General features: G+C 70.4%; 18 protein-coding genes. 12 read left to right on the plus strand and 6 right to left on the minus strand.

Going from position 1 to position 18,270, the window contains the following annotated elements:
- Positions 1-139: 139 nt before the first annotated feature.
- The gene (locus tag KGQ19_RS20875) at positions 140-1,810 is read left to right on the plus strand and encodes an NRAMP family divalent metal transporter (RefSeq protein WP_212010884.1); all 1,671 of its coding nucleotides are present in this window, start codon (positions 140-142) and stop codon (positions 1,808-1,810) included.
- Between the two features lie 167 nt (positions 1,811-1,977).
- On the opposite strand, the gene KGQ19_RS20880 is transcribed toward KGQ19_RS20875, so the two are convergent.
- The 3 genes from KGQ19_RS20880 to KGQ19_RS20890 form a co-directional block, all read right to left on the minus strand.
- Complete coding sequence (locus KGQ19_RS20880; protein ID WP_212010885.1) at positions 1,978-3,588, minus strand: Na+/H+ antiporter; 1,611 nt, start codon at positions 3,586-3,588, stop codon at positions 1,978-1,980.
- A 53-nt stretch (positions 3,589-3,641) separates the two neighbouring features.
- Positions 3,642-4,307 (minus strand): hypothetical protein, encoded by a 666-nt coding sequence (locus KGQ19_RS20885; protein ID WP_212010886.1) that lies wholly within the window; start codon positions 4,305-4,307, stop codon positions 3,642-3,644.
- A gap of 82 nt (positions 4,308-4,389) precedes the next feature.
- Positions 4,390-5,433, minus strand: a complete 1,044-nt coding sequence (locus tag KGQ19_RS20890; RefSeq protein WP_212010909.1) for a peptidoglycan-binding domain-containing protein — start codon at positions 5,431-5,433, stop codon at positions 4,390-4,392.
- Positions 5,434-5,579: 146 nt separating this feature from the next.
- On the opposite strand from KGQ19_RS20890, the gene KGQ19_RS20895 reads away from it, so the two are divergent.
- The 6 genes from KGQ19_RS20895 to KGQ19_RS20920 all read left to right on the plus strand — a co-directional run bounded on the left by KGQ19_RS20895 (position 5,580) and on the right by KGQ19_RS20920 (position 11,232).
- Positions 5,580-6,839, plus strand: a complete 1,260-nt coding sequence (locus KGQ19_RS20895) for a DUF5925 domain-containing protein (protein ID WP_212010887.1) — start codon at positions 5,580-5,582, stop codon at positions 6,837-6,839.
- Positions 6,840-6,913: 74 nt separating this feature from the next.
- Positions 6,914-7,207, plus strand: coding sequence for a DUF6295 family protein (locus tag KGQ19_RS20900; protein WP_212010888.1), 294 nt, complete (start codon positions 6,914-6,916; stop codon positions 7,205-7,207).
- A 10-nt stretch (positions 7,208-7,217) separates the two neighbouring features.
- Entirely contained in the window at positions 7,218-8,810 is a 1,593-nt protein-coding gene (locus tag KGQ19_RS20905) for a GMC family oxidoreductase (protein WP_212010889.1), read from the plus strand.
- A 145-nt stretch (positions 8,811-8,955) separates the two neighbouring features.
- Positions 8,956-9,573 (plus strand): YidB family protein, encoded by a 618-nt coding sequence (locus tag KGQ19_RS20910; protein WP_212010890.1) that lies wholly within the window; start codon positions 8,956-8,958, stop codon positions 9,571-9,573.
- A 33-nt stretch (positions 9,574-9,606) separates the two neighbouring features.
- Positions 9,607-10,554, plus strand: coding sequence for a ribose-phosphate diphosphokinase (locus KGQ19_RS20915; protein WP_212010891.1), 948 nt, complete (start codon positions 9,607-9,609; stop codon positions 10,552-10,554).
- A gap of 99 nt (positions 10,555-10,653) precedes the next feature.
- The gene (locus tag KGQ19_RS20920; RefSeq protein ID WP_212010892.1) at positions 10,654-11,232 is read left to right on the plus strand and encodes a dihydrofolate reductase family protein; all 579 of its coding nucleotides are present in this window, start codon (positions 10,654-10,656) and stop codon (positions 11,230-11,232) included.
- Between the two features lie 91 nt (positions 11,233-11,323).
- Here KGQ19_RS20920 and KGQ19_RS20925 read toward each other — a convergent pair whose 3' ends face one another.
- Positions 11,324-12,076: a dienelactone hydrolase family protein gene (locus KGQ19_RS20925; RefSeq protein ID WP_368862129.1), complete on the minus strand. Its 753-nt coding sequence runs from the start codon at positions 12,074-12,076 to the stop codon at positions 11,324-11,326.
- A 30-nt stretch (positions 12,077-12,106) separates the two neighbouring features.
- On the minus strand, positions 12,107-12,940 hold the full coding sequence (locus KGQ19_RS20930; protein WP_212010894.1) for a putative RNA methyltransferase: 834 nt from the start codon (positions 12,938-12,940) through the stop codon (positions 12,107-12,109).
- A 118-nt stretch (positions 12,941-13,058) separates the two neighbouring features.
- Between KGQ19_RS20930 and KGQ19_RS20935 the strand changes: the two genes are divergently transcribed.
- On the plus strand, positions 13,059-13,409 hold the full coding sequence (locus tag KGQ19_RS20935; protein ID WP_212010895.1) for a hypothetical protein: 351 nt from the start codon (positions 13,059-13,061) through the stop codon (positions 13,407-13,409).
- A gap of 51 nt (positions 13,410-13,460) precedes the next feature.
- Here KGQ19_RS20935 and iolB read toward each other — a convergent pair whose 3' ends face one another.
- Positions 13,461-14,231, minus strand: coding sequence for a 5-deoxy-glucuronate isomerase (gene iolB, locus KGQ19_RS20940; protein ID WP_212010907.1), 771 nt, complete (start codon positions 14,229-14,231; stop codon positions 13,461-13,463).
- A 94-nt stretch (positions 14,232-14,325) separates the two neighbouring features.
- On the opposite strand from iolB, the gene KGQ19_RS20945 reads away from it, so the two are divergent.
- From KGQ19_RS20945 to KGQ19_RS20960, 4 genes are read left to right on the plus strand one after another with little or no spacing between them, the layout of a single operon-like run.
- Positions 14,326-15,066: a GntR family transcriptional regulator gene (locus tag KGQ19_RS20945; RefSeq protein WP_230419061.1), complete on the plus strand. Its 741-nt coding sequence runs from the start codon at positions 14,326-14,328 to the stop codon at positions 15,064-15,066.
- A 33-nt stretch (positions 15,067-15,099) separates the two neighbouring features.
- Positions 15,100-16,530 (plus strand): extracellular solute-binding protein, encoded by a 1,431-nt coding sequence (locus tag KGQ19_RS20950; protein WP_212010896.1) that lies wholly within the window; start codon positions 15,100-15,102, stop codon positions 16,528-16,530.
- Entirely contained in the window at positions 16,499-17,431 is a 933-nt protein-coding gene (locus tag KGQ19_RS20955; RefSeq protein WP_212010897.1) for a carbohydrate ABC transporter permease, read from the plus strand. The genes KGQ19_RS20950 and KGQ19_RS20955 overlap by 32 nt, the downstream gene beginning before the upstream one ends.
- Positions 17,428-18,258 carry a carbohydrate ABC transporter permease gene (locus tag KGQ19_RS20960; RefSeq protein ID WP_194893567.1) on the plus strand — a complete coding sequence of 277 codons (831 nt, stop codon included), beginning with the start codon at positions 17,428-17,430 and terminating at the stop codon, positions 18,256-18,258. The genes KGQ19_RS20955 and KGQ19_RS20960 overlap by 4 nt, the downstream gene beginning before the upstream one ends.
- Positions 18,259-18,270: the final 12 nt, after the last annotated feature.

Genomic DNA, 18,270 nt, shown 5'->3' on the forward strand with positions numbered 1-18,270 from the left:
CCCCCGGCGCGCGTTAACCGCATCAGAGCTCTGCCACCACCCGGCCACACCGGGACCCCGCCCGGGTCCCACCGCGGCCGGCGGGGTTCACGCGTGCCACCCGACCAGCCGCTCCTACTCGGCAGCAGGGGGTGTTCCCATGACCACGGCCACGCTGAACGGCGAAGTCCGCGACACGCAGCACGGCGCGAGTCCGTCCGCGGTGCTCGACCAGGCGCACGTCGGTGACATCAAAGGCGCTTTCGGCACCATCAAGCTCGGCGACCACGACGAGCGGGCCGGCCTGTCGGCGAAGCTGAAGACGCTGCTGGCGATCGTCGGCCCCGGGCTGATCGTGATGGTCGGCGACAACGACGCCGGCGCCTTCGCCACCTATGGCCAGGCCGGCCACGACTACGGCACCAAGCTGCTGTGGACGCTCCTGCTGCTGGTCCCGGTGCTGTATGTGAACCAGGAGATGGTGCTGCGGCTCGGCGCGGTCACCGGGGTCGGGCACGCCCGGCTGATCTTCGAGCGCTTCGGCAGGTTCTGGGGCGCGTTCTCCGTCATCGACCTGTTCATCCTCAATGCCCTGACACTGGTCACCGAGTTCATCGGGATCACGCTGGCGACCAGCTACCTGGGGCTGCCGAAGGTGCCCTCGGTGATGATGGCCGCGCTGGTCATCGTGGCGGCCGCGATGAGCGGTTCGTTCCAGCGGTTCGAGCGGATCGCGCTGACCCTGTGCGTGGGCTCGCTGCTGCTGATCCCGATCTCGATCATGGCGCACCCCAGCGCCGGCAGCATGACCCACGGCTTCGTCACCCCGGTGCTGCCCGGCGGCTCGGGCCAGATGGCCACGGTGATGCTGGTGGTGATCGGCATCGTCGGGACCACGGTCGCGCCGTGGCAGCTGTTCTTCCAGCAGAGCTACGTCATCGACAAGCGCATCACCCCGCGCTTCATGAAGTACGAGAAGGCCGACCTGGGCCTGGGCATCGTCGTGGTGGTGGTCGGCGCGGCGGCGACCATCGGCCTGGGCGCGGTGGCCGCCGCCCACCTGGCCGGACCGTTCACCGACGCCGACGACGTGGCCCGCGGCCTGACCGTCTACGGCGGCCGGGTCCTGGGCGACATGTTCGCCGTGGCGCTGCTGGACGCCTCGATCATCGGCGCGTTCGCGGTCTCGCTGTCCACCGCCTACGCGATGGGCGACTGCCTGAAGATCAACCACTCGCTGCACCGGGGTGTGAAGCAGGCCAAGGGCTTCTACGCGGTCTACGCCGGGATCATCGCCTTCGCCGCGACGATCGTGCTGGTGGCCAGCGACCACGTGCAGGGCGTGCTGACCGTGGGCGTGCAGGCGCTGGCCGGGGTGCTGCTGCCCTCGGCGTCGGTGTACCTGCTGCTGCTGTGCGTGGACAAGGACGTCCTCGGGCCCTGGGTGAACAACCGCAAGACCACGGTGTTCACCGGCTCGGTGATCGCGGTGCTGGTGGCGCTGTCGCTGGTGCTGACCGGTTCGGTGCTGGACCAGAACATCACCGCCGGGCAGATCGAGGCGATCCTCGGCGGCTGCATGGTCGTCGCGCTGGCCTTCGGCGGCTGGCTGGGGATCAGGGCTCTGCGGACGCGCCGGGCTCCGGACTTCGTGGCCGAACACCTCGACCGCTCGGGCCGCGCCGACTGGCGGACCCCGCCGCTGGACCAGCTCGGCCAGGTCAGGTTCTCGGTCGGCACCCGGGTCGGGCTGACCGTGCTGCGCGGCTACCTCGCGGTGGCGACGGTGCTGGTGGCGGTCAAGCTGGTCTCGATGATGCTCGGGCACTGAAGCACTGAAGCACTGAAGCACTGAAGCTTTGAAGCTTTGAAGCACAGAGGTACAGAGGCGCTGAGGAACTGAGGCGCTGAGGCGCTGAGAAACTGACAGGGGCTGGGCGAAGCGGACGCCCGGCCCTTGTCGTTCGCGCCGAGCGGACCCCGCGCCCGGCTGCGCTACTACCGCCGCTCCATATAAGCCTCTTCGAGGTCCAGCTGGTGCAGCACCCGGCGGTAGACGTCGTCGTTGATCTCCCGCATGTCCCGCAGGTGCTCGATCGCCGCGCGCTCGGCGTCCAGCATCGAGCGCCGCGCCTCCTCGACCGCCGCCGCGCTGGCGCTCGGGGCCCCGGACGCCACCTGCATCGCGAACCTCTTGGCCCGGTCGCCGCGCCACCTCGCCTGGTCCCGCATGCGGTCCACGGCCGGGTCCGGCAGCGTGGCCTCCAACTCCTCCAGGCGCGCCATCCCGGCAGTGGCGGCCGTTCCCATCGCGCTGCAATAGGAGAACGCGTCCTCCTTCTCCTCGTCCTTGGCCTCGACGCCGAGCCGGCGGATCAGCGGCGGCAGCGTGAGGCCCTGGACGATGAGCGTGGCCAGGACCACGAACAGGGTGAGGAACTGGACCAGTTCGCGATCCGGGAGCGGCCCGCCGTGGTTGTCGGTCAGCGGGATCGCGGCCGCGGCGGCCAGCGAGACCACGCCGCGCATGCCGGCCCAGCCCACGACGAACAGGATCTTCGGGGCCTGGGTCTGGGCCGGCGGCGGCGCGAGCGCCGAGTTGCGCCGCAGGTGGCGCATCAGGAAGCGGCCGATGTACCCGAAGGTGTACACGCCGCCGAAGCGCGCCACCACCACGATCGCGAAGGCCGCCGAGCCGTAGCCGATCAACTCCGCGGCGCTCCAGTGGTCCACGTCCCGCAGGATCGGGATCAGCTGCAGGCCGATCAGCGCGAACACCGTGGCCTCCAGGATCTCCACGATCACGTCCCACAGCGCGGTGTCCAGCATGCGGGTGGCGTAACCGGCACGGACGCGGCGGTGGCCGAGGTAGAGCCCGAGGATGACGACGCCCATGACGCCGGACACGTGCACCGCTTCGGCCGTGATGTAGACGACGAACGGCAGTATCAGCGAGATGCCGCTCTCGGCCCGCGGATCGCGCATCCGGAACCGGATCGGATCCCAGAGCACGGCCACCACCGCGCCGATCGCGATGCCGCCGGCCGCCGAGAGCACGAACCGGCCGACCGCGTCGAAGACCGTGACCGTCTCCCCCACCGCCGCGGCCAGCGCGATCCGGAACGCGGTCAGCGCGGTGGCGTCGTTGAACAGGCCCTCGCCGACCAGCACGTCGACGGTCCGGCGCGGTAATCCCAGGCGTTTGGCGATGGAGATCGCCGCGACCGTGTCCGGTGGCCCGAGCACCGCGCCCAGCACGAACGCCACCGACAGCGGCAGCCCGGGGATCAGCAGGTGCATCGCGAATCCGGTGAGCAGCGTGGTGACCAGCACCATCCCCACCGACAGGATCAGGACCGCCGACCAGTTCTCGCGCAGCGAGGGCACCGAGGTCTCCACGGCCGCCTGGTAGAGCAGCGGCGGCAGCAGGATCATCAGCACGAACTCGGGCTCGAGGTCGTAGTCCGGGATGAACGGCGCGATCGACACCAGCAGCCCGACGGCCACCAGGACGAGCGGCCCGTTGAGCTCGAACCGCCGGGCGAGCGCGGACACCACGACGGAGAAGAACGGGACGCCGAGTAAGAACAAGAGGTGTTGCGCCGTCATGACACCTGATCATCCCATGACAGATGGGTCGAACGGCGCGGTGGCCGGTCGGATCAGCCGCGCGCCGTGCGCCACACCCCGTCCGGGACCGCCTCGGCGAGCGCCACCAGCATGTTGAGACCGGTATCCACCCACTCCGGCTTGACCGTCCCCTTGCCCCAGGTCAGAAGCCTGTTTCCCTCGATCCGCCAGGCGAAGTCCGGCCAGGAGGCGATCAGCCGCAACACCTTCGGGTCCAGGACGTCGGCGGCCAGCCGGTGGTCCGCGGCGCTGACCCGGTAACGGTGGTCGAAGGCGGGATCGCCGCGGACGAACTCCAGGGCGCCGGCCAGGATGCCGGGGCCGACGCGCCGGTCCTTGTAGCCGCGCGGCACGACTTCCACCGGCGGCAACGGGACCGGGAGGTCGTCGACGCAGGCGACCCAGTAGTGGTGGACGTCGTCGCTCTCGCTGCCCCGGGTCCGGAACTCGTAGTCGATCACGAGGATGGCGCGGCCGTGGTGCGTGCCGCGCATCACCAGGCGCGCGAGGCGGCCGTGGCCCGCGGTGAACGGCTGGCCGCCGAAGGTCGTCGGCAGCCGGCGGTCCTTCTTGGCCAGCTGCCACCCCTTGACCGCCGCCATCGCGGCGAGCGCCTTCTTGCGCCGGGCATTGGCGGCGATCCCGGCGGCCAGCAAGACCACTATGAACCCGGCGAAGATCAGCAGAGGCACGGTCACCGGACCATGCCTACCATCGCGGCGCGGGCGGCGTCACCCGCGCCGCTGAGAGTTCGGCGCACCGGGCGAACGCGCTGAGGGTTCAGCGGGTGCCGTTGCAGTAGTAATAGGTCCCGTTGTAGGACTGGTTGTCCCAGAAGTACAGGTCGGCCCAGGTCTGCGGGCCGGCGACGCCGTCCACAGCCAGCTTCGGGTAGGGCGGATTGCCGCCGGGCGAGTGCACGTTCTGGGAGTTGTTACAGCCTTGGAAGTCCGTCATCGCCGTCTGCGTGTCCGGGCCCCACTGGCCGTCGATCGCCAGACTCGGGATGCCCAGCTCCGCCTTCTTCAGCAGGCACTGGAGTTCCTTGACCGCGTTGACGTTGCCGGAGCCTTCCTTGATCTGCGGCATCTGCGTGGCCGGGAGGTCCAGGTACGTGCAGTCGCTGGAGGGCCGGGCCGGGTTGCTCGGCTTCGGCACCGCCACGGTGGTCACCGGAGCGCTCGGCTTCGGTGCGCTGGGGGCCGGGGCGGCGGGGGCGGAGGTCGTCGCCTTGCCGGGGTTCGACGCCACCGGCTTGCCCGGCACCGAGGTCGTGCTGGTGGTGCCGCCCCCGCCGGTGCTCGCACCCTGGCCGGTCTGGCCGGGCTGGCCGCCGTTGGTGACGCTGGAGGTCGCGGTCGGATTCTCCGGGACGTTCGCCCCCTGTGCGCCGTTGCTCGACGGGTCGGCCGCGATGCTGTCGCCGTCCGGCTTGCCGCCGCCGATGCCGCTGCCGCCGGTCTCGGTGGCACCGGCGCCGGCCAGGGCGGTCGAGTCGTGCTTCTTCGAGGAATCGCTGCTGGCGAAGGCCACCGCACCGCCGATACCGACCACGGCCACCACCGCCAGGGCGGAGGCGATCAGGGTCTTGCGACGCCGGTTCGGGTTTGGGTTGCCGTCACCGGGCCCGCCGGGGCCGTAGCCGCCCGGCCCGAAGCCGCCAGGTCCCTGCGGACCGCCGTTCAGCGGCATGCCGTAAGGGGACGCCATCGGCGGCGGCGCGGACTGCGGCGCTGACCCGAACGGCGGCAGCGAGCCGCCGTCCGGCATGCCGGACGGTGACTGGGGCGTCCCCCAGGGCGGGTTCTGGTCGGACGAGCTCATGACCGGTCATCGTATCTTCGCCGTCGCGGGGCCGGTCCCCGGCCTCGGCAAAGTGCGGGTAAAACAACCCTTGCGGCGGGCCGAGTATGCATGAACCTCGACAAACGTGTTGTGGCCGGACGTCCCGGGGCGGGATCATCGAGGACATGACGCTGCCCCGCCAGCGCCCTCAGGGGCCTGCCATCCACCCGGCGCCGGACCCCGGAGAGCTGGGCGAACCGGCCGAGGCCGCGGCCCCCGCCGCCCCGGCGGCCAGCGATCCCGGGCAGCGGCTGCCGTTCCGGGTCACGATCGACGACTCCGACACCCCTTACGACGTGGTGGACGCGCTGCTGCTGACCCCGTTCACCACCGGCGTCCAGCCGCACGCCCGGCACGCCCGGCTGGACGCGCTGCGCGAGGACGCGACGCTGGTCCCGGCCGAGGGCGAGGTGCTGCGCTCGGTGGTGGAGGACAAGCGCGAGTCGTGCCTGACCGCCGGCCCCGGCTGGACCGCCCGCTCGGTCCGCTGGTCCAGCGGCGGCGGCGAGGTCACGGTGGTCGCCGAGACCCCGGAGCTGGCGACCAAGATCCTGGAGCAGGCCACCGACGGCGTCGCGGCCGAGGAGGAGCCCGAAGAGGAGAAGGTCTCGGTCGGCTTCTGGTACGCCGCTCCCCAGCGCGGCCCGTACCGCACCGTCCGCACCATCACGGCCGAACCGTGGGAAGCCGTCCGCAAGAACTACTCGGCCACCGCCTCGGCGGCCATGGACAAGCTGATGGCGGTCCGCCGCAGCGAAGCCGCCGGCCGCATGATCCTCCTGCACGGCGCGCCCGGCACCGGCAAGACCACGGCCCTGCGCACCCTGGCCCGCGAATGGCGTGAGTGGTGCCAGGTGGACTACGTCCTGGACCCCGACGCCCTGTTCTCCTCCCCCGGCTACCTCATGGAAGTCGCGATGGGCGTGGAGTATCACGGCCACGGCGAGGAGGAGGAGAACCGCCGCCGCTGGCGCCTGCTGCTGCTGGAGGACTGCGACGAGCTGATCCGCGGCGAGGCCAAGGCCACCAGCGGCCAGGCCCTGTCGCGCCTGCTCAACCTCACCGACGGCCTGCTCGGCCAGGGCCGCGACGTCCTGGTCGCGATCACCACCAACGAGAACCTGGCCAGCCTGCACCCGGCGGTCATAAGGCCGGGCCGCTGCCTGGCGCAGATCGAGGTCGGGCCGCTGCCGCGCGCCGAGGCCATGGCCTGGATGGAACGCGAAGGCGCCGACCCGGCCCGGCTGGCCGCCGCGCGTCAGGGCCGCGGCGGCCCCGGCGGGCCGATCGGCGGCGCGACGCTGGCGGAGCTGATCGCGGCTCGGGACGGGAACGAGCCGGTGGCCTCGGCCGGGAACGACACCGGGACAGGGTTGTATTTGTAGGGCGCGGTGCCGCGCTGTTGGATAATCGGTCCCCAGACCGGCGTTCGTCCCACCGATTGCGAGGATCCGGATCCATGTGCACCTACCAGACCTTCAAGCTCGCCGTGGCCGGCAGTGCCAAGGGCACCAGCGCGTGGATCCGGGTCACCGAGGCCAGCGTGTACTACGACCATCCGGTGCACGCCACCGATGAGCACACGCTCAACATCGACCTGCGCAACCCCGAGCGCGGCCCGTCGGCGCGGATCGCGGTGGAGTTGAGCGCGCAGGCCGCGTACGACCTGGCGCAGGCCATCCTAACGGCGCTGGAGAGCGTGCCGGAGGCGATGCTGCCGCCGGGACTACTCATTGACACAGCGCGGGTCTAACTTCGTAGACATGGCCACCGACGACGCACGGACCGATACCGGGAGTGTTTACGACTACGTCGTCGTCGGGGCCGGCTCCGCCGGGTCCGCGGTCGCGGCGCGGCTGAGCGAGGACCCGGGATGCCGGGTGGCGCTGCTGGAGGCCGGGCCGGTGGATCGCAATCCGCTGATCCACATACCGGCCGCGTTCTCCGAGCTCTTCGAGAGCAAGCTGGACTGGGCCTATCGCACCGTCAACCAGCCCAAGCTCGGGGGCCGGCGGATCTACTGGCCGCGCGGCCGGATGCTCGGCGGGTCCTCGTCGATCAACGCGATGATGTGGGTGACCGGGTTCGCGGCCGACTACGCCGAGTGGGCCCAGGCCGCCGGGCCGCAGTGGGGGCCGGACGCGATCGCGGCCGCGCTGCGCCGCGTCGAGGCCTTCACCGCCGCGCCGGACGGCACCGAGCACGGCGCGACCGGCCCGGTGCTCGTCGAGGACCTGCGCTCCCCGCACCCGCTGACCGCCCGCTTCCTGCAAGCGTGCACGTCCCTGGGCATACCCGGCACCCAGACCGCGGTGACCCAGCACGAAGGCCGCCGCTGGTCCGCCGCCGACGCCTACCTCAAGCCCGCGCGCAGCCGCCCCAACCTGGTCGTCCACACCGGCGCGCTGGCCACCCGGGTGCTGTTCCACGACCGCCGCGCGACCGGCGTGCGCTATCTGGACGGCCGCCGCGTCGGCTCCGTCGCGGCCCGGCGCGAGGTGATCCTGTGCGGCGGCACGATCAACACCCCGCAGCTGCTGATGCTCTCCGGCATCGGGCCGGGCGAGCATCTGAGGCAGCGCGGCGTGAAGATCGTGGCCGACCTTCCCGAGGTCGGCCGCAACCTGCGCGACCACCTGGCCTCCGGGGTCGTGGTGAAGACCAAGGACGCCAAGTCGCTGATCAGCGGCCGCACCCCGGCCGGCTTCGCGCGCTACCTGACCCGGCGTCAGGGCCCGCTGTCGTCGAACGTCGCCGAGGCGTACCTGTTCACCGCCAGCCGGGACGGTCTGGAGCAGCCGGACCTGGAAGTGCTGTTCGCGCCGGTGGCGTTCCTGGACGAAGGCCTCACCCGCCCGAAGGAACACGGCTACACGATCAGCGCCGTCGTCCAGAAGCCGCGCTCACACGGCACGATCACGCTCTCCACCCTGGACCCGACCTCCGCGCCGAACATCGACCCGGCCTACCTCAGCGATCCCGACGGCGCGGACTACGCGACGCTGGCGCGCGGCATCGCGCTGTGCGAGAAGATCGCCGCCGCCCCGGAACTGGCCCCCTACAGCGACGGCTACATGCTGCTCCCCGGCATGTCCGGCGAAGAACTGGCCGAAGCCTCGATCCGCCGCTACGCGCAGACCCTCTACCACCCGGTCGGCACCTGCCGGATGGGAAGCGACCAGGGCTCGGTGGTGGACCCGGAACTGCGGGTCCGCGGCATCGAGGGGCTGCGGGTGGCCGACGCCTCGGTGATGCCGGCGATCATCCGGGGTCACACGAACGCACCGTCCATCGTGATCGGGGAAAAGGCCGCCGAGCTGGTCAAGGACGCCGAGCGCGCGGCCCGCAAGGCCTGAGCGCGGCACTGGGGCGAAGCATCCGCGGCCGCGGATCCCGCCGCCCGACTGGCGAGCGCAGCCGACCTGCCTGAGGCTGGGTCGTGGGGCGCGGCGGCGTGTGGCCGTCGGGCGGGGCGCGGCCCGGACGTCAGGAGCACGTGCGATGGCCGGTTTCGACATCAACTCGCTGCTGAACCAGCTGATGGGCAAGCAGGAACAGCAACCGCAGCAGCAGGAGGGCCAGCCCGGCGACCAGGCCCAGATGCAGGCCCAGGACCAGAGCCAGCAGCCGGCGCACGCGATGGGAGCGGCGCCCAGCGGTGGTGGCGGCGGCCTGGGCAACCTGCTGAGCAGCGGCATGATCCAGAAGCTGGCGCCGATGATCGGCAGCCTGGTCGCCGGCGGCGGTCTGGCGAAGCTGATGGACAACCTCAAGGGCGCCGGCGCGGGTTCGCAGGCGAAGTCCTGGGTCAGCTCGGACCAGCCGAACCAGCCGGTCAGCGACGAGCAGATCACCCAGGCCCTGGGCCACGAGCAGATCTCGCAGGTGGCCAACACCCTGGGCATGACCCACGAGGAAGCCGCGCACACGATGGCGGCGGCCCTTCCGCAGGTCGTCGACGCGATGACGCCGGAAGGCCAGCTCCCGCAGGCCGCCACGGCCGGGGCTGGAACCGGCGCCGGAACCGGCGCCGGCGGCATGGAGAACCCGGCGGCATCGCAAGCCCAGAACCGCCCGCAGGCCGGTGGGACCTCCGAGGGCCGCCCGCAAGGTACTTGATCCCACCAGGTGGGAGATCGCTACCATGCAGGGATGCGCGACATCGCAGTATTCAGCGGAAGCGCCCATCCGACCCTGGCCGCGGAGATCTGCGCGCACCTGGAGACCCCACTGAGTCCGGTGCGTGTCAGCCGCTTCGCCAACGACTGCCTGGAGGTCCAGCTCCAGGCCAACTGCCGCGAGCGCGACGTGTTCCTGGTCCAGCCGCTGGTCGCGCCGGTCCAGGAGCACCTGGTCGAGCTCCTGCTCATGTGCGACGCGGCCCGCGGCGCCTCGGCGGCGAGGATCACCGCCGTGGTGCCGCACTACGCCTACGCCCGCAGCGACAAGAAGGACGCGCCGCGCATCTCGATAGGCGGCCGCCTGGTCGCCGACCTGATGGTGGCCGCCGGAGCCGACCGGGTGCTGGCGATGACGCTGCACTCGCCGCAGGTGCACGGGTTCTTCTCGGTGCCGGTCGACCACCTGCACGCGTTGCGGGAGTTGGCCGAGCACTTCCACGGCTCGGACCTGTCCAACACCACGGTCGTCTCCCCGGACCTGGGCAACGCCAAGGAGGCCGCGGCCTTCGCGCGCCTGCTCGGCGTCCCGGTCGCGGCCGGGGCCAAGCAGCGGTTCGCCGGCGACAAGGTGGCGATCAGCTCGGTGATCGGCGACGTGGCCGGCCGCGACGTGATCGTGCTCGACGACGAGATCGCCAAGGGCAGCACCATCATCGAGCTGCTGGAACGGCTGCGCGACCTGGGAGCCCGCAAAGTGCGCGTGGCCTGCACGCACGGCCTGTTCGCGGCCGGCGCCCTCAAGCGGCTCTCCGACCAGCCCGAGGTCGAGGAGATCGTGTGCACCAACACCGTGCCGATCGCGCCGACCGAGGACTCCGACAACGGCAAGCTCACGGTGCTGTCCATCGCCCCGGCGCTGGCCGAGGCGATGCGGCGGATCCACAACGGCGAATCGGTCAGCGCGCTGTTCGAGGCGTAGAAGATCCGAGCCGTAGAGAACTCGGAGGGTGCGGTCTGTCGGATCGCGTCGGGCTCGTTCGTGGAGCAGGTGAGAGCACAACGAACCGAGGAGGACACCATGACCGCCACCTACACCTTCGACGTCTTCAGCAGCCTGGACGGCTTCGGCGGCAGCACCGGGGACTGGGGCGGCTACTGGGGCAAGCAGGGCCCGGAGCTGCTCGCGCACCGGCTCGCCCTGTACAGCGAGGACCAGCGCATGGTCTTCGGGGCCCAGACGTACCGGGACTTCGTGGAGATGCTGGCCGGAGCCGGCGAGGACGACGAGGTCTACGACCCGTGGGTGACCAAGATGATCAACCTGCCGGCCACGGTGGTCTCCTCCACCCTGACCGGACCGCTGGACTGGCCGGACGGGACCGTCGCCGCCGGCGACGCCGTGGACGTGGTCGCCCGGCTCAAGAAGGAGTCCGCCGTGCCGCTGCGCTCGCACGGCAGCCTGGCGATGAACCGGGCGCTGCTGGCCGCGGGCCTGGTCGACCGGATCCAGGTGACCGTCTTCCCGGCGCTCACCGGCCGGACCGGGGCGGCGCCGGTCTTCGCCGGAGCCGCGGATTTCGACCTCGAACTCATCGACAGCCGCACGCTCGACGGTCGCACCCAGGAGCTCATCTACCGGCCGACTCTGCACCCCTGAGGCCCCCGAGCCCGCACGCGAAAGCGCCGACGGCGATCACGATGATCGCAGTGATCACGGTGATCCGTCGGCGCTTTCGGGGCGTACCGGCTCAGGACAGGTGCGTCCCGTAGAACTCGAAGATCCGGTCCCAGGCGTCCATCGCGGCCTCCGGCCGGTAGGAGGTCCGGTTCACGTTGAAGAACGCGTGCCCGGCGCCTTCATACGTCTTGAAGTCGTACGGCTTCCCCAGCTTGTCCAGGACCGCGGCCAGCTGCGCGGTCTGCTCCGGCGACGGGAACTTGTCGTCCGCGCCGAAGTTGCCCAGCAGCGGGCAGGAGAGCTCCGGCAGCCGGGACTCCAGGGACGTGGCCCGCATCCCGCTGCCTTCCGGACTGTCGAGCATCACGAACGCGCCGTAGTTGTCGACCGCCGCCTGCAAGTCCAGCCCGGCGCAGGCGACGAGCAGCGCCTGCCGTCCGCCGGAGCAGTGCCCGATGACGCCCACCTTGCCGTTGGCCGTCTCCAGCCCGCGCAGGTAGGCCGCGGCCGTGCCGACGTCGGCGATCAGCCGCTCGTCCGGCACGCCGCCCTCGGCGCGCACCGCGGCCGCGGCGTCCTCCGGCGCGATCCCCGGGCCGCCCTCGCGGCTGTAGAGGTTCGGGACGACCGCGTTGTAGCCGTGCACGGCGAAGGTGCGCGCGAACTCGCGTGTCGCCTCGTCGTAGCCGGGCAGGTGGTGGATCAGCACGACACCGCCGCGCGGACCGTCGGCACTGTCCTGGGGCACCGCCAGGTAGGCCTCGATCTGTGCGCCGTCGGCCGCGGGATAGTGGACGGTCCCGGCCTGGATGCCATTCGTCATCGCGATCTGCATGCCGAAATACTGGCACGCTCAGGTCGGGGACAGAACGTAGGCACGGACCGCGACCGTCACCGCACCGCCCGATCGGACCTCTTCTGCCCGCTCGTGCCAGGCATTGGGACCCATGCCGACGACTTGAGAAACCTGCTCCGCGGACAGGGTCGGCCTCGCGCTGTGCGGATGCTCGGACTCGATCCGGAACCGGTCGGCGAACTGCTCCCGCAACCGCTCGGGCTTGCGGTCGTCGACGGCCATCAGAGCGTACTCGGCGATCAGCTCCCTGAGATGATCCGGCTCGGGCACCACGACGATCGCCCGGCCGCGCGGATGCAGCACCCGCCGCATCTCGCGCGGATTGCGGGGCGCGAAGACGTTGAGCACGACCGAGGCACTCCGGCCGCGGACCGGCAGCCCGGCCCAGGCGTCGGCGACCACGGCGCCGATCCGCGGATGGGCCTTGGCCGCGAGGCGGGCGGCGTGCTTGGAGATGTCCAGCGCGATGCCCGGGCGGTCCACGGCGTCCAGGACCCGCGCCAGGTAGTAACCGGTGCCCGCGCCGAGGTCGAGGACGCAGGTGCCCTCGGAGTCGTCCCCGGCACCGACCTCCGACGCCAACCCGGCGACCAGATCCGCGATCCCCGCATAGTGTCCGGCTCCGAGGAACGCGGCGCGATCGGCGACCATCGCAGCGGTGTCGGCGGTGCCGCCCGCCCCGGCCCCGGCGAGCAGGGAGACGTACCCGGGCCGCGCGACGTCGAAAGCGTGCCCCTCCTCACACACCAGCCGGGACCCCGCACCGGCCTCGACGATCAAGGCGGTGGCACAATGCGGGCAGGACAGCCAGTCGACGACGTCGGAGATCACCTCCCCAGTGTGACGGATCCGGCACCGGGAAAAGGAACAAGCGGAGGCGCCCTCCTCGTTGATACACTTTAAACGCGATACAACGCGTCTTTGGGGCCGCAGCCGAGAGGGAAGAGCCATGGCCAGTAAATCGATCCGCTACGACGGTGACCGCTCCCCGTCCGCCAAGCCGTTGATCCTGCTCACCACGATCGCGGTACTGCTCCTGGTAGCGGTGCCGATCTCGATCCTGGTGGCACTGTTCATGATCGTGTTCGGGCACGTCGTCGGCGGCTTCGCGGTCATCGGCATCACCGTGCTGGCCGCGATCCTCGCCGTGGTCGCCGCCGGCGCCAGCGGGATCCGGCATCTGCAGCGCATCGTGGAGCAGAAGTCCTTCCGAGTGGTGCAGCTGGGCAAGCGGGACTACCACTACGAGGGCGACAACTGCGGTCACGACCACTCCAACGACGAGATCCGCATCATCTGAGCCCCGGCTGAGCGATCCCCGCCTCGCGGCAGACCTGGACGCGCCGTTCCCTCAGGCGCTCCAGGTCTGCCGTATCCAGGCGTGCCGCGGATCGTCGCTGAACGCCATCGAACGGTCCGGCCCGCGGTCCCGGCCGGCCAGCACGTTCAGGTAGTACAGGTCGTAGCCGGGCATGGCCATCGACGGGCCGTGGTAGCCGTACGGGATCAGCACCACGTCCCCGGCCTCGACCTCCCGGAGAACGTCGATCTCGCCGGCTGCCGAGGAGTAGACCCGTTGGTATCCCGGCCCGCCTTCGTAGTAGTAGATCTCCTCTTTGGCGCGCTCGCCGCCTTCCACGTCCTCGTCATGCTTGTGCGGCGGCCAGGACGACCAGTTCCCGCCCGGAGTGATCACCTCCACCGCCAGCAGCCGGTCGGTCTCGAAGGCCTCCGGAGCGCAGAAGTTGCGCACCGTGCGCGCGGCCGATCCGGCTCCCCGCTGCTCGACCGGGACCGCTTCGCGCGCGCCGTACCGGAACGGCAGATCCAGCTCGGCCCGCGCGGTGGGGATCGCGACGTGGCACTCGCCGTCGACCGCGGTCAGCTGGACCGTGCTGCCGCGCGGGATGTAGGCGAAGTCGCTCGGTCCGGCGAAGACGTCCTTGCGGCCGTCCAGAAGGAATTCTTCGCCGCCGCACCTGACGGTGCACGATCCCGCCAACGGCAGGACCAAAGCTTCTTCCTCGGTAGTCCCGAACTCGTACGAGCCGGCGAATTTCGAGGTCTTCAATCCCGCGTACCGCCAGCCCGCCGATTCCGGCGTGATGTCGATGTTTGCCATGTCTGCCATACCGCCTCCCGTTTGCTGCATAGCAGGACGGCGTTCGCCGGTCAACCTGTTGTCCGGACAAAGTGACCGCAGCATACTGACGCCTATGGGGATCCGACCGCGGATCGAGGTGGACCGCTCCTCCCCGATCCCGCTCTACTTCCAGGTCGCCGAACAGATCGCCGAGGCGATCCGGACCGGCGAGCTGGCGCCGGGCGACCAGCTGGACTCCGAGGTGCAGATCGCGGAGTCGCTGGGCCTGTCCCGGCCGACCGTGCGGCAGGCGATCGGCCACCTCGTGGACCGCGGCATGATCGTGCGGCGGCGCGGCGTGGGCACGCAGATCCTGCCGATGCCGGTGCGGCGCGAGATGGAGCTCACCAGCCTGCACGACGATCTGGCCCGCAGCGGCCGCGCCCCGGCCACCGACGTGCTGCTGCTGGCGCGGGTCCCGGCCGAGCCGGAAGCCGCGGCCGCTCTGGGCCTGGCCGCCGGGACCCCGGTGACCAAGGTGGTGCGGCTGCGCCGGTCCCAGGGCGAGCCGCTGGCGGTGATGCGGAACTGGCTGCCCGAGCCGGTGCCGCCGCTGACCGAGGAAGTGCTGGAGACCAGGGGCCTGTATGAAGTGCTGCGCAAAGCGGGTATCCGCATCTGCGTGGCCCGGCAGCGGATCGGCGCCTGCACCGCCGACGCCGAACAGGCGGCCCTGCTGGAGGAACGGCGCGGCGCGGCCCTGCTGACCATGGAACGCACGGCCTTCGACGACAGCGGGCGGGCGGTGGAGTTCGGCAGCCACATCTACCGCGCGTCCCGGTACAGCCTGGAAGTGACCGTCACCGAACACTGAAGCCGTACTGAACCGACACCCGCGGAGGCACCGATGGGAGCACGTTCGGCACCTGCCAGAAACCTTCGAGCCCTGATAGCGATCGGCGTCACGGCCGCGACCCTTCTCGCCGGCTGTTCCAGTTCCTCGTCCGGCTCCAAGCCGGCCGACGTGAACTCCTCGAACCAGCCGAAGAACCCGACGCTGGTGATCACCGCCAACGACATCGCCGGCGGCAAGAACAGCAACGAGGCGAACTGGATCTCCAAGACCCTGATCCCGGACTTCGTGAAGGCCGAGGCGGCCAAGGGGATCACGGCCCACGTCACCTTCCGCCCCAACGGCGTCGACGACAACTCCTACAAGTCCAAACTCGCGCTGGACCTGCAGTCCGGCACCGGGGACGACGTCTTCTCGCTGGACGGCATCTGGGTCGGCGAGTTCGCCGACGCCGGCTACCTCAAGCCGCTGAACCAGGTGGCCGGGTCCCAGGCCGACAGCTGGGACGGCTGGTCCCAGATCACGCAGGCGGTCCAGGCCCTCGGCGAGTACCAGGGCCAGCGCTACGGCGTCCCGAACGGCACCGACGCCCGCGTCATCTTCTACAACAAGAAGCTGTTCGCCCAGGCCGGACTGCCGGCCGACTGGCAGCCCGCCAGCTGGCAGGACATCTACGACGCGGCCGCCAAACTCAAGGCCCTGCCGGGCGTCACCCCGGTGCAGTGGGACGCTGGCGTCCCCATGGGGGAGGCCACCACGATGCAGGGCTTCCTGCCACTGCTGGCCGGCGCGAACGGCACGTTGTGGGCCAACGGGAAGTGGGTCAAGGCGGGCCCGGCGTTCACCGCGGCGCTCGGCTTCTACCAGAAGATCTACGGCGGCGGCTACGGCGATCCGGTACTCCAGGAGGACGCCAAGGGCCGCGACGAGTCCTTCGCCGAGTTCGCCGCGAACAAGATCGGCATCTACGCAGAGTCCGACTACATGTGGCGCTCGGTGGTGAACCCCGCCGGCGGCACCGCGCCGATGGCCGACCGCGACACCGATGTCGGCTACGCGCTGATCCCGTCGCAGACAGCCGGCTCGGGCATCAAGGGCCAGAGTTTCGTGTCCTACTCCGGCGGATCCGACTGGTCGATCAACCCCAAGACCAAGTACCCGCAGGCCGCGTGGGACTTCCTGGCCTTCCTGAACTCCAAGTCCGAGACCGTCTCCCGGATCGCCGGGGCGCCGCTGCTCACCGCGCGCACGGACGTCAACCAGCAGGTGCTGGCCAGTGACCCGATGCTGAAGTTCGCCACCGACAAGGTGCTGCCGATCACCTCGTTCCGGCCGTCGCAGGCGGCGTACAACGACGTGTCGAGCCTGGTGCAGAAGGCGACCGCGGACGTGGTCGGCGGCAAGAGCCCGGCCGATGCCGCGGCGGCCTACGAGAAGGCGTTGGAGGCGCTCGTTGGCCCGGACAGCATCGCCGCGGGGAACTGACACCGAGGATCCCGCGGGGCTCGGCAGGGCGCGCGCGGCGGCGATCTCCGCGCCCGCCCTGCTGATCATCGCCGCCTTCCTGGTCTTCCCGGCCCTGTGGACCCTGTATCTGGGCACGACCGACTACCGGCTCACCGGTTTCGCCGCGCGCCATCCGCGCGGCGTGGGCCTGCAGAACTACACGAACGTCATCCAGGACCCGGACTTCCACCACTCGCTGTGGCTGACCGTCGAGTACGTGCTGTTCTCGGCGGTGCTCGGCCAGGCGCTGCTCGGCTTCGTCATCGCCTGGATGCTGCGCGACACCCGGGGCTGGCTCAAGCGGCTGATCGAGGCGCTGGTGCTGCTGGCCTGGATCCTGCCGAGTTCCGTGGTGGCGTTCCTGTGGGTGGCGATGCTGGACCGCGGCTCCGGCACGCTGAACGCGCTGCTGAACACCCCGGGCACGGCGTGGGCGATCGAGCACCCGATGGCCGTCATCGTGGTCTTCAACATCTGGCGCGGCACGGCGTTCTCGATGCTGCTCTACAGCGCCGCGCTCACCGGCGTGCCGCCGTCGCAGCTGGCCACGGCCCGGATGTTCGGCGCGAACTCCTGGCAGCAGCTGCGCGACGTGGTGTTCCCGCACATCCGCGGGCACATCCTGACCAACCTGCTGCTGATCTCGCTGTGGACGTTCAACGACTTCACGCCGTACCAGATCACCGCCGGCGGCCCGGACGGCAAGTCGGAGATCCTGCCGGTGTACATCTACCAGACCGCGCTGTTCGACGGGCAGATGGGCCTGGGGGCCGCGATCTCGCTGCTGATGCTGCTGATCAACCTCGTGGTGGCGCTGGTGTACCTGAGACTGCTGCGGGAGCGGCGGGGCGGGCGGAAGCCGGAACGGGTGGCGCCGTGAAGGATCCCACCGTCCGCGCGGTCCTGGCGAAGATCGGCCGCTACACGTTCCTGTCGGTGCTGCTCGGTTTCTTCGCGCTGCCGATGTTGTGGCTGGCCTCGACGCCCTTCAACGCGCACCCCACGTTGGACGTCAGCATCAGCTCGTTTACTCTTCACAACTTCTCGGTCCTGCTGAAGGATCCGTATGCGCTGCCGTCGCTGTGGAACTCTCTACTGCTGGCAGGGGGTACGGCTCTGCTGACAGTGGGGTTCGCAGCGGCGGCGGCGTACGCGCTGAGCCGGGTGCGCATCCCCGGCCGCAACGGGATCCTCTACGCGCTGCTGCTGCTGTCCTCGATCGTGACCGGCACGGCCGCGATGGTGCCGCTGTTCGAGCTGGCCTTCAAACTGCACCTGATCGACTCCCGGGTCGGGGTGATCCTGGTCTTCACCGGCGGCCTGCTCCCGGCGGCCATCTTCATCCTGAAAGACTTCACGGACAACATGCCGCGCTCCTACGAGGAGTCGGCACGGGTGTTCGGCGCCTCGCCGTTCCAGATCATGCGGCACATCGTGCTGCCGATGATCCGTCCCGGGCTGGCCACGGTGACGGTCTGGGCCGTGGTCAACGTCTGGAGCAACTTCCTGATCCCGTACATCCTGATCCGGAACCCAGACAAGTACCCAGCCTCGGTGGTGCTCTACACCTTCTACACCGAAGGCGGCCAGCCCGACCTGGCGCTGATCTCGGCCTTCTCTCTGCTTTACTCGATCCCGGTGGTTCTTTTGTACCTGTTCGTCAGCCATCGCTACGGTTTCCGGTTCCACGGCGGGATCAAGCGGTAGGAGGAGCGCTCT

This window comes from Catenulispora pinistramenti (assembly GCF_018274385.1).
Lineage (GTDB): Bacteria > Actinomycetota > Actinomycetes > Streptomycetales > Catenulisporaceae > Catenulispora > Catenulispora pinistramenti.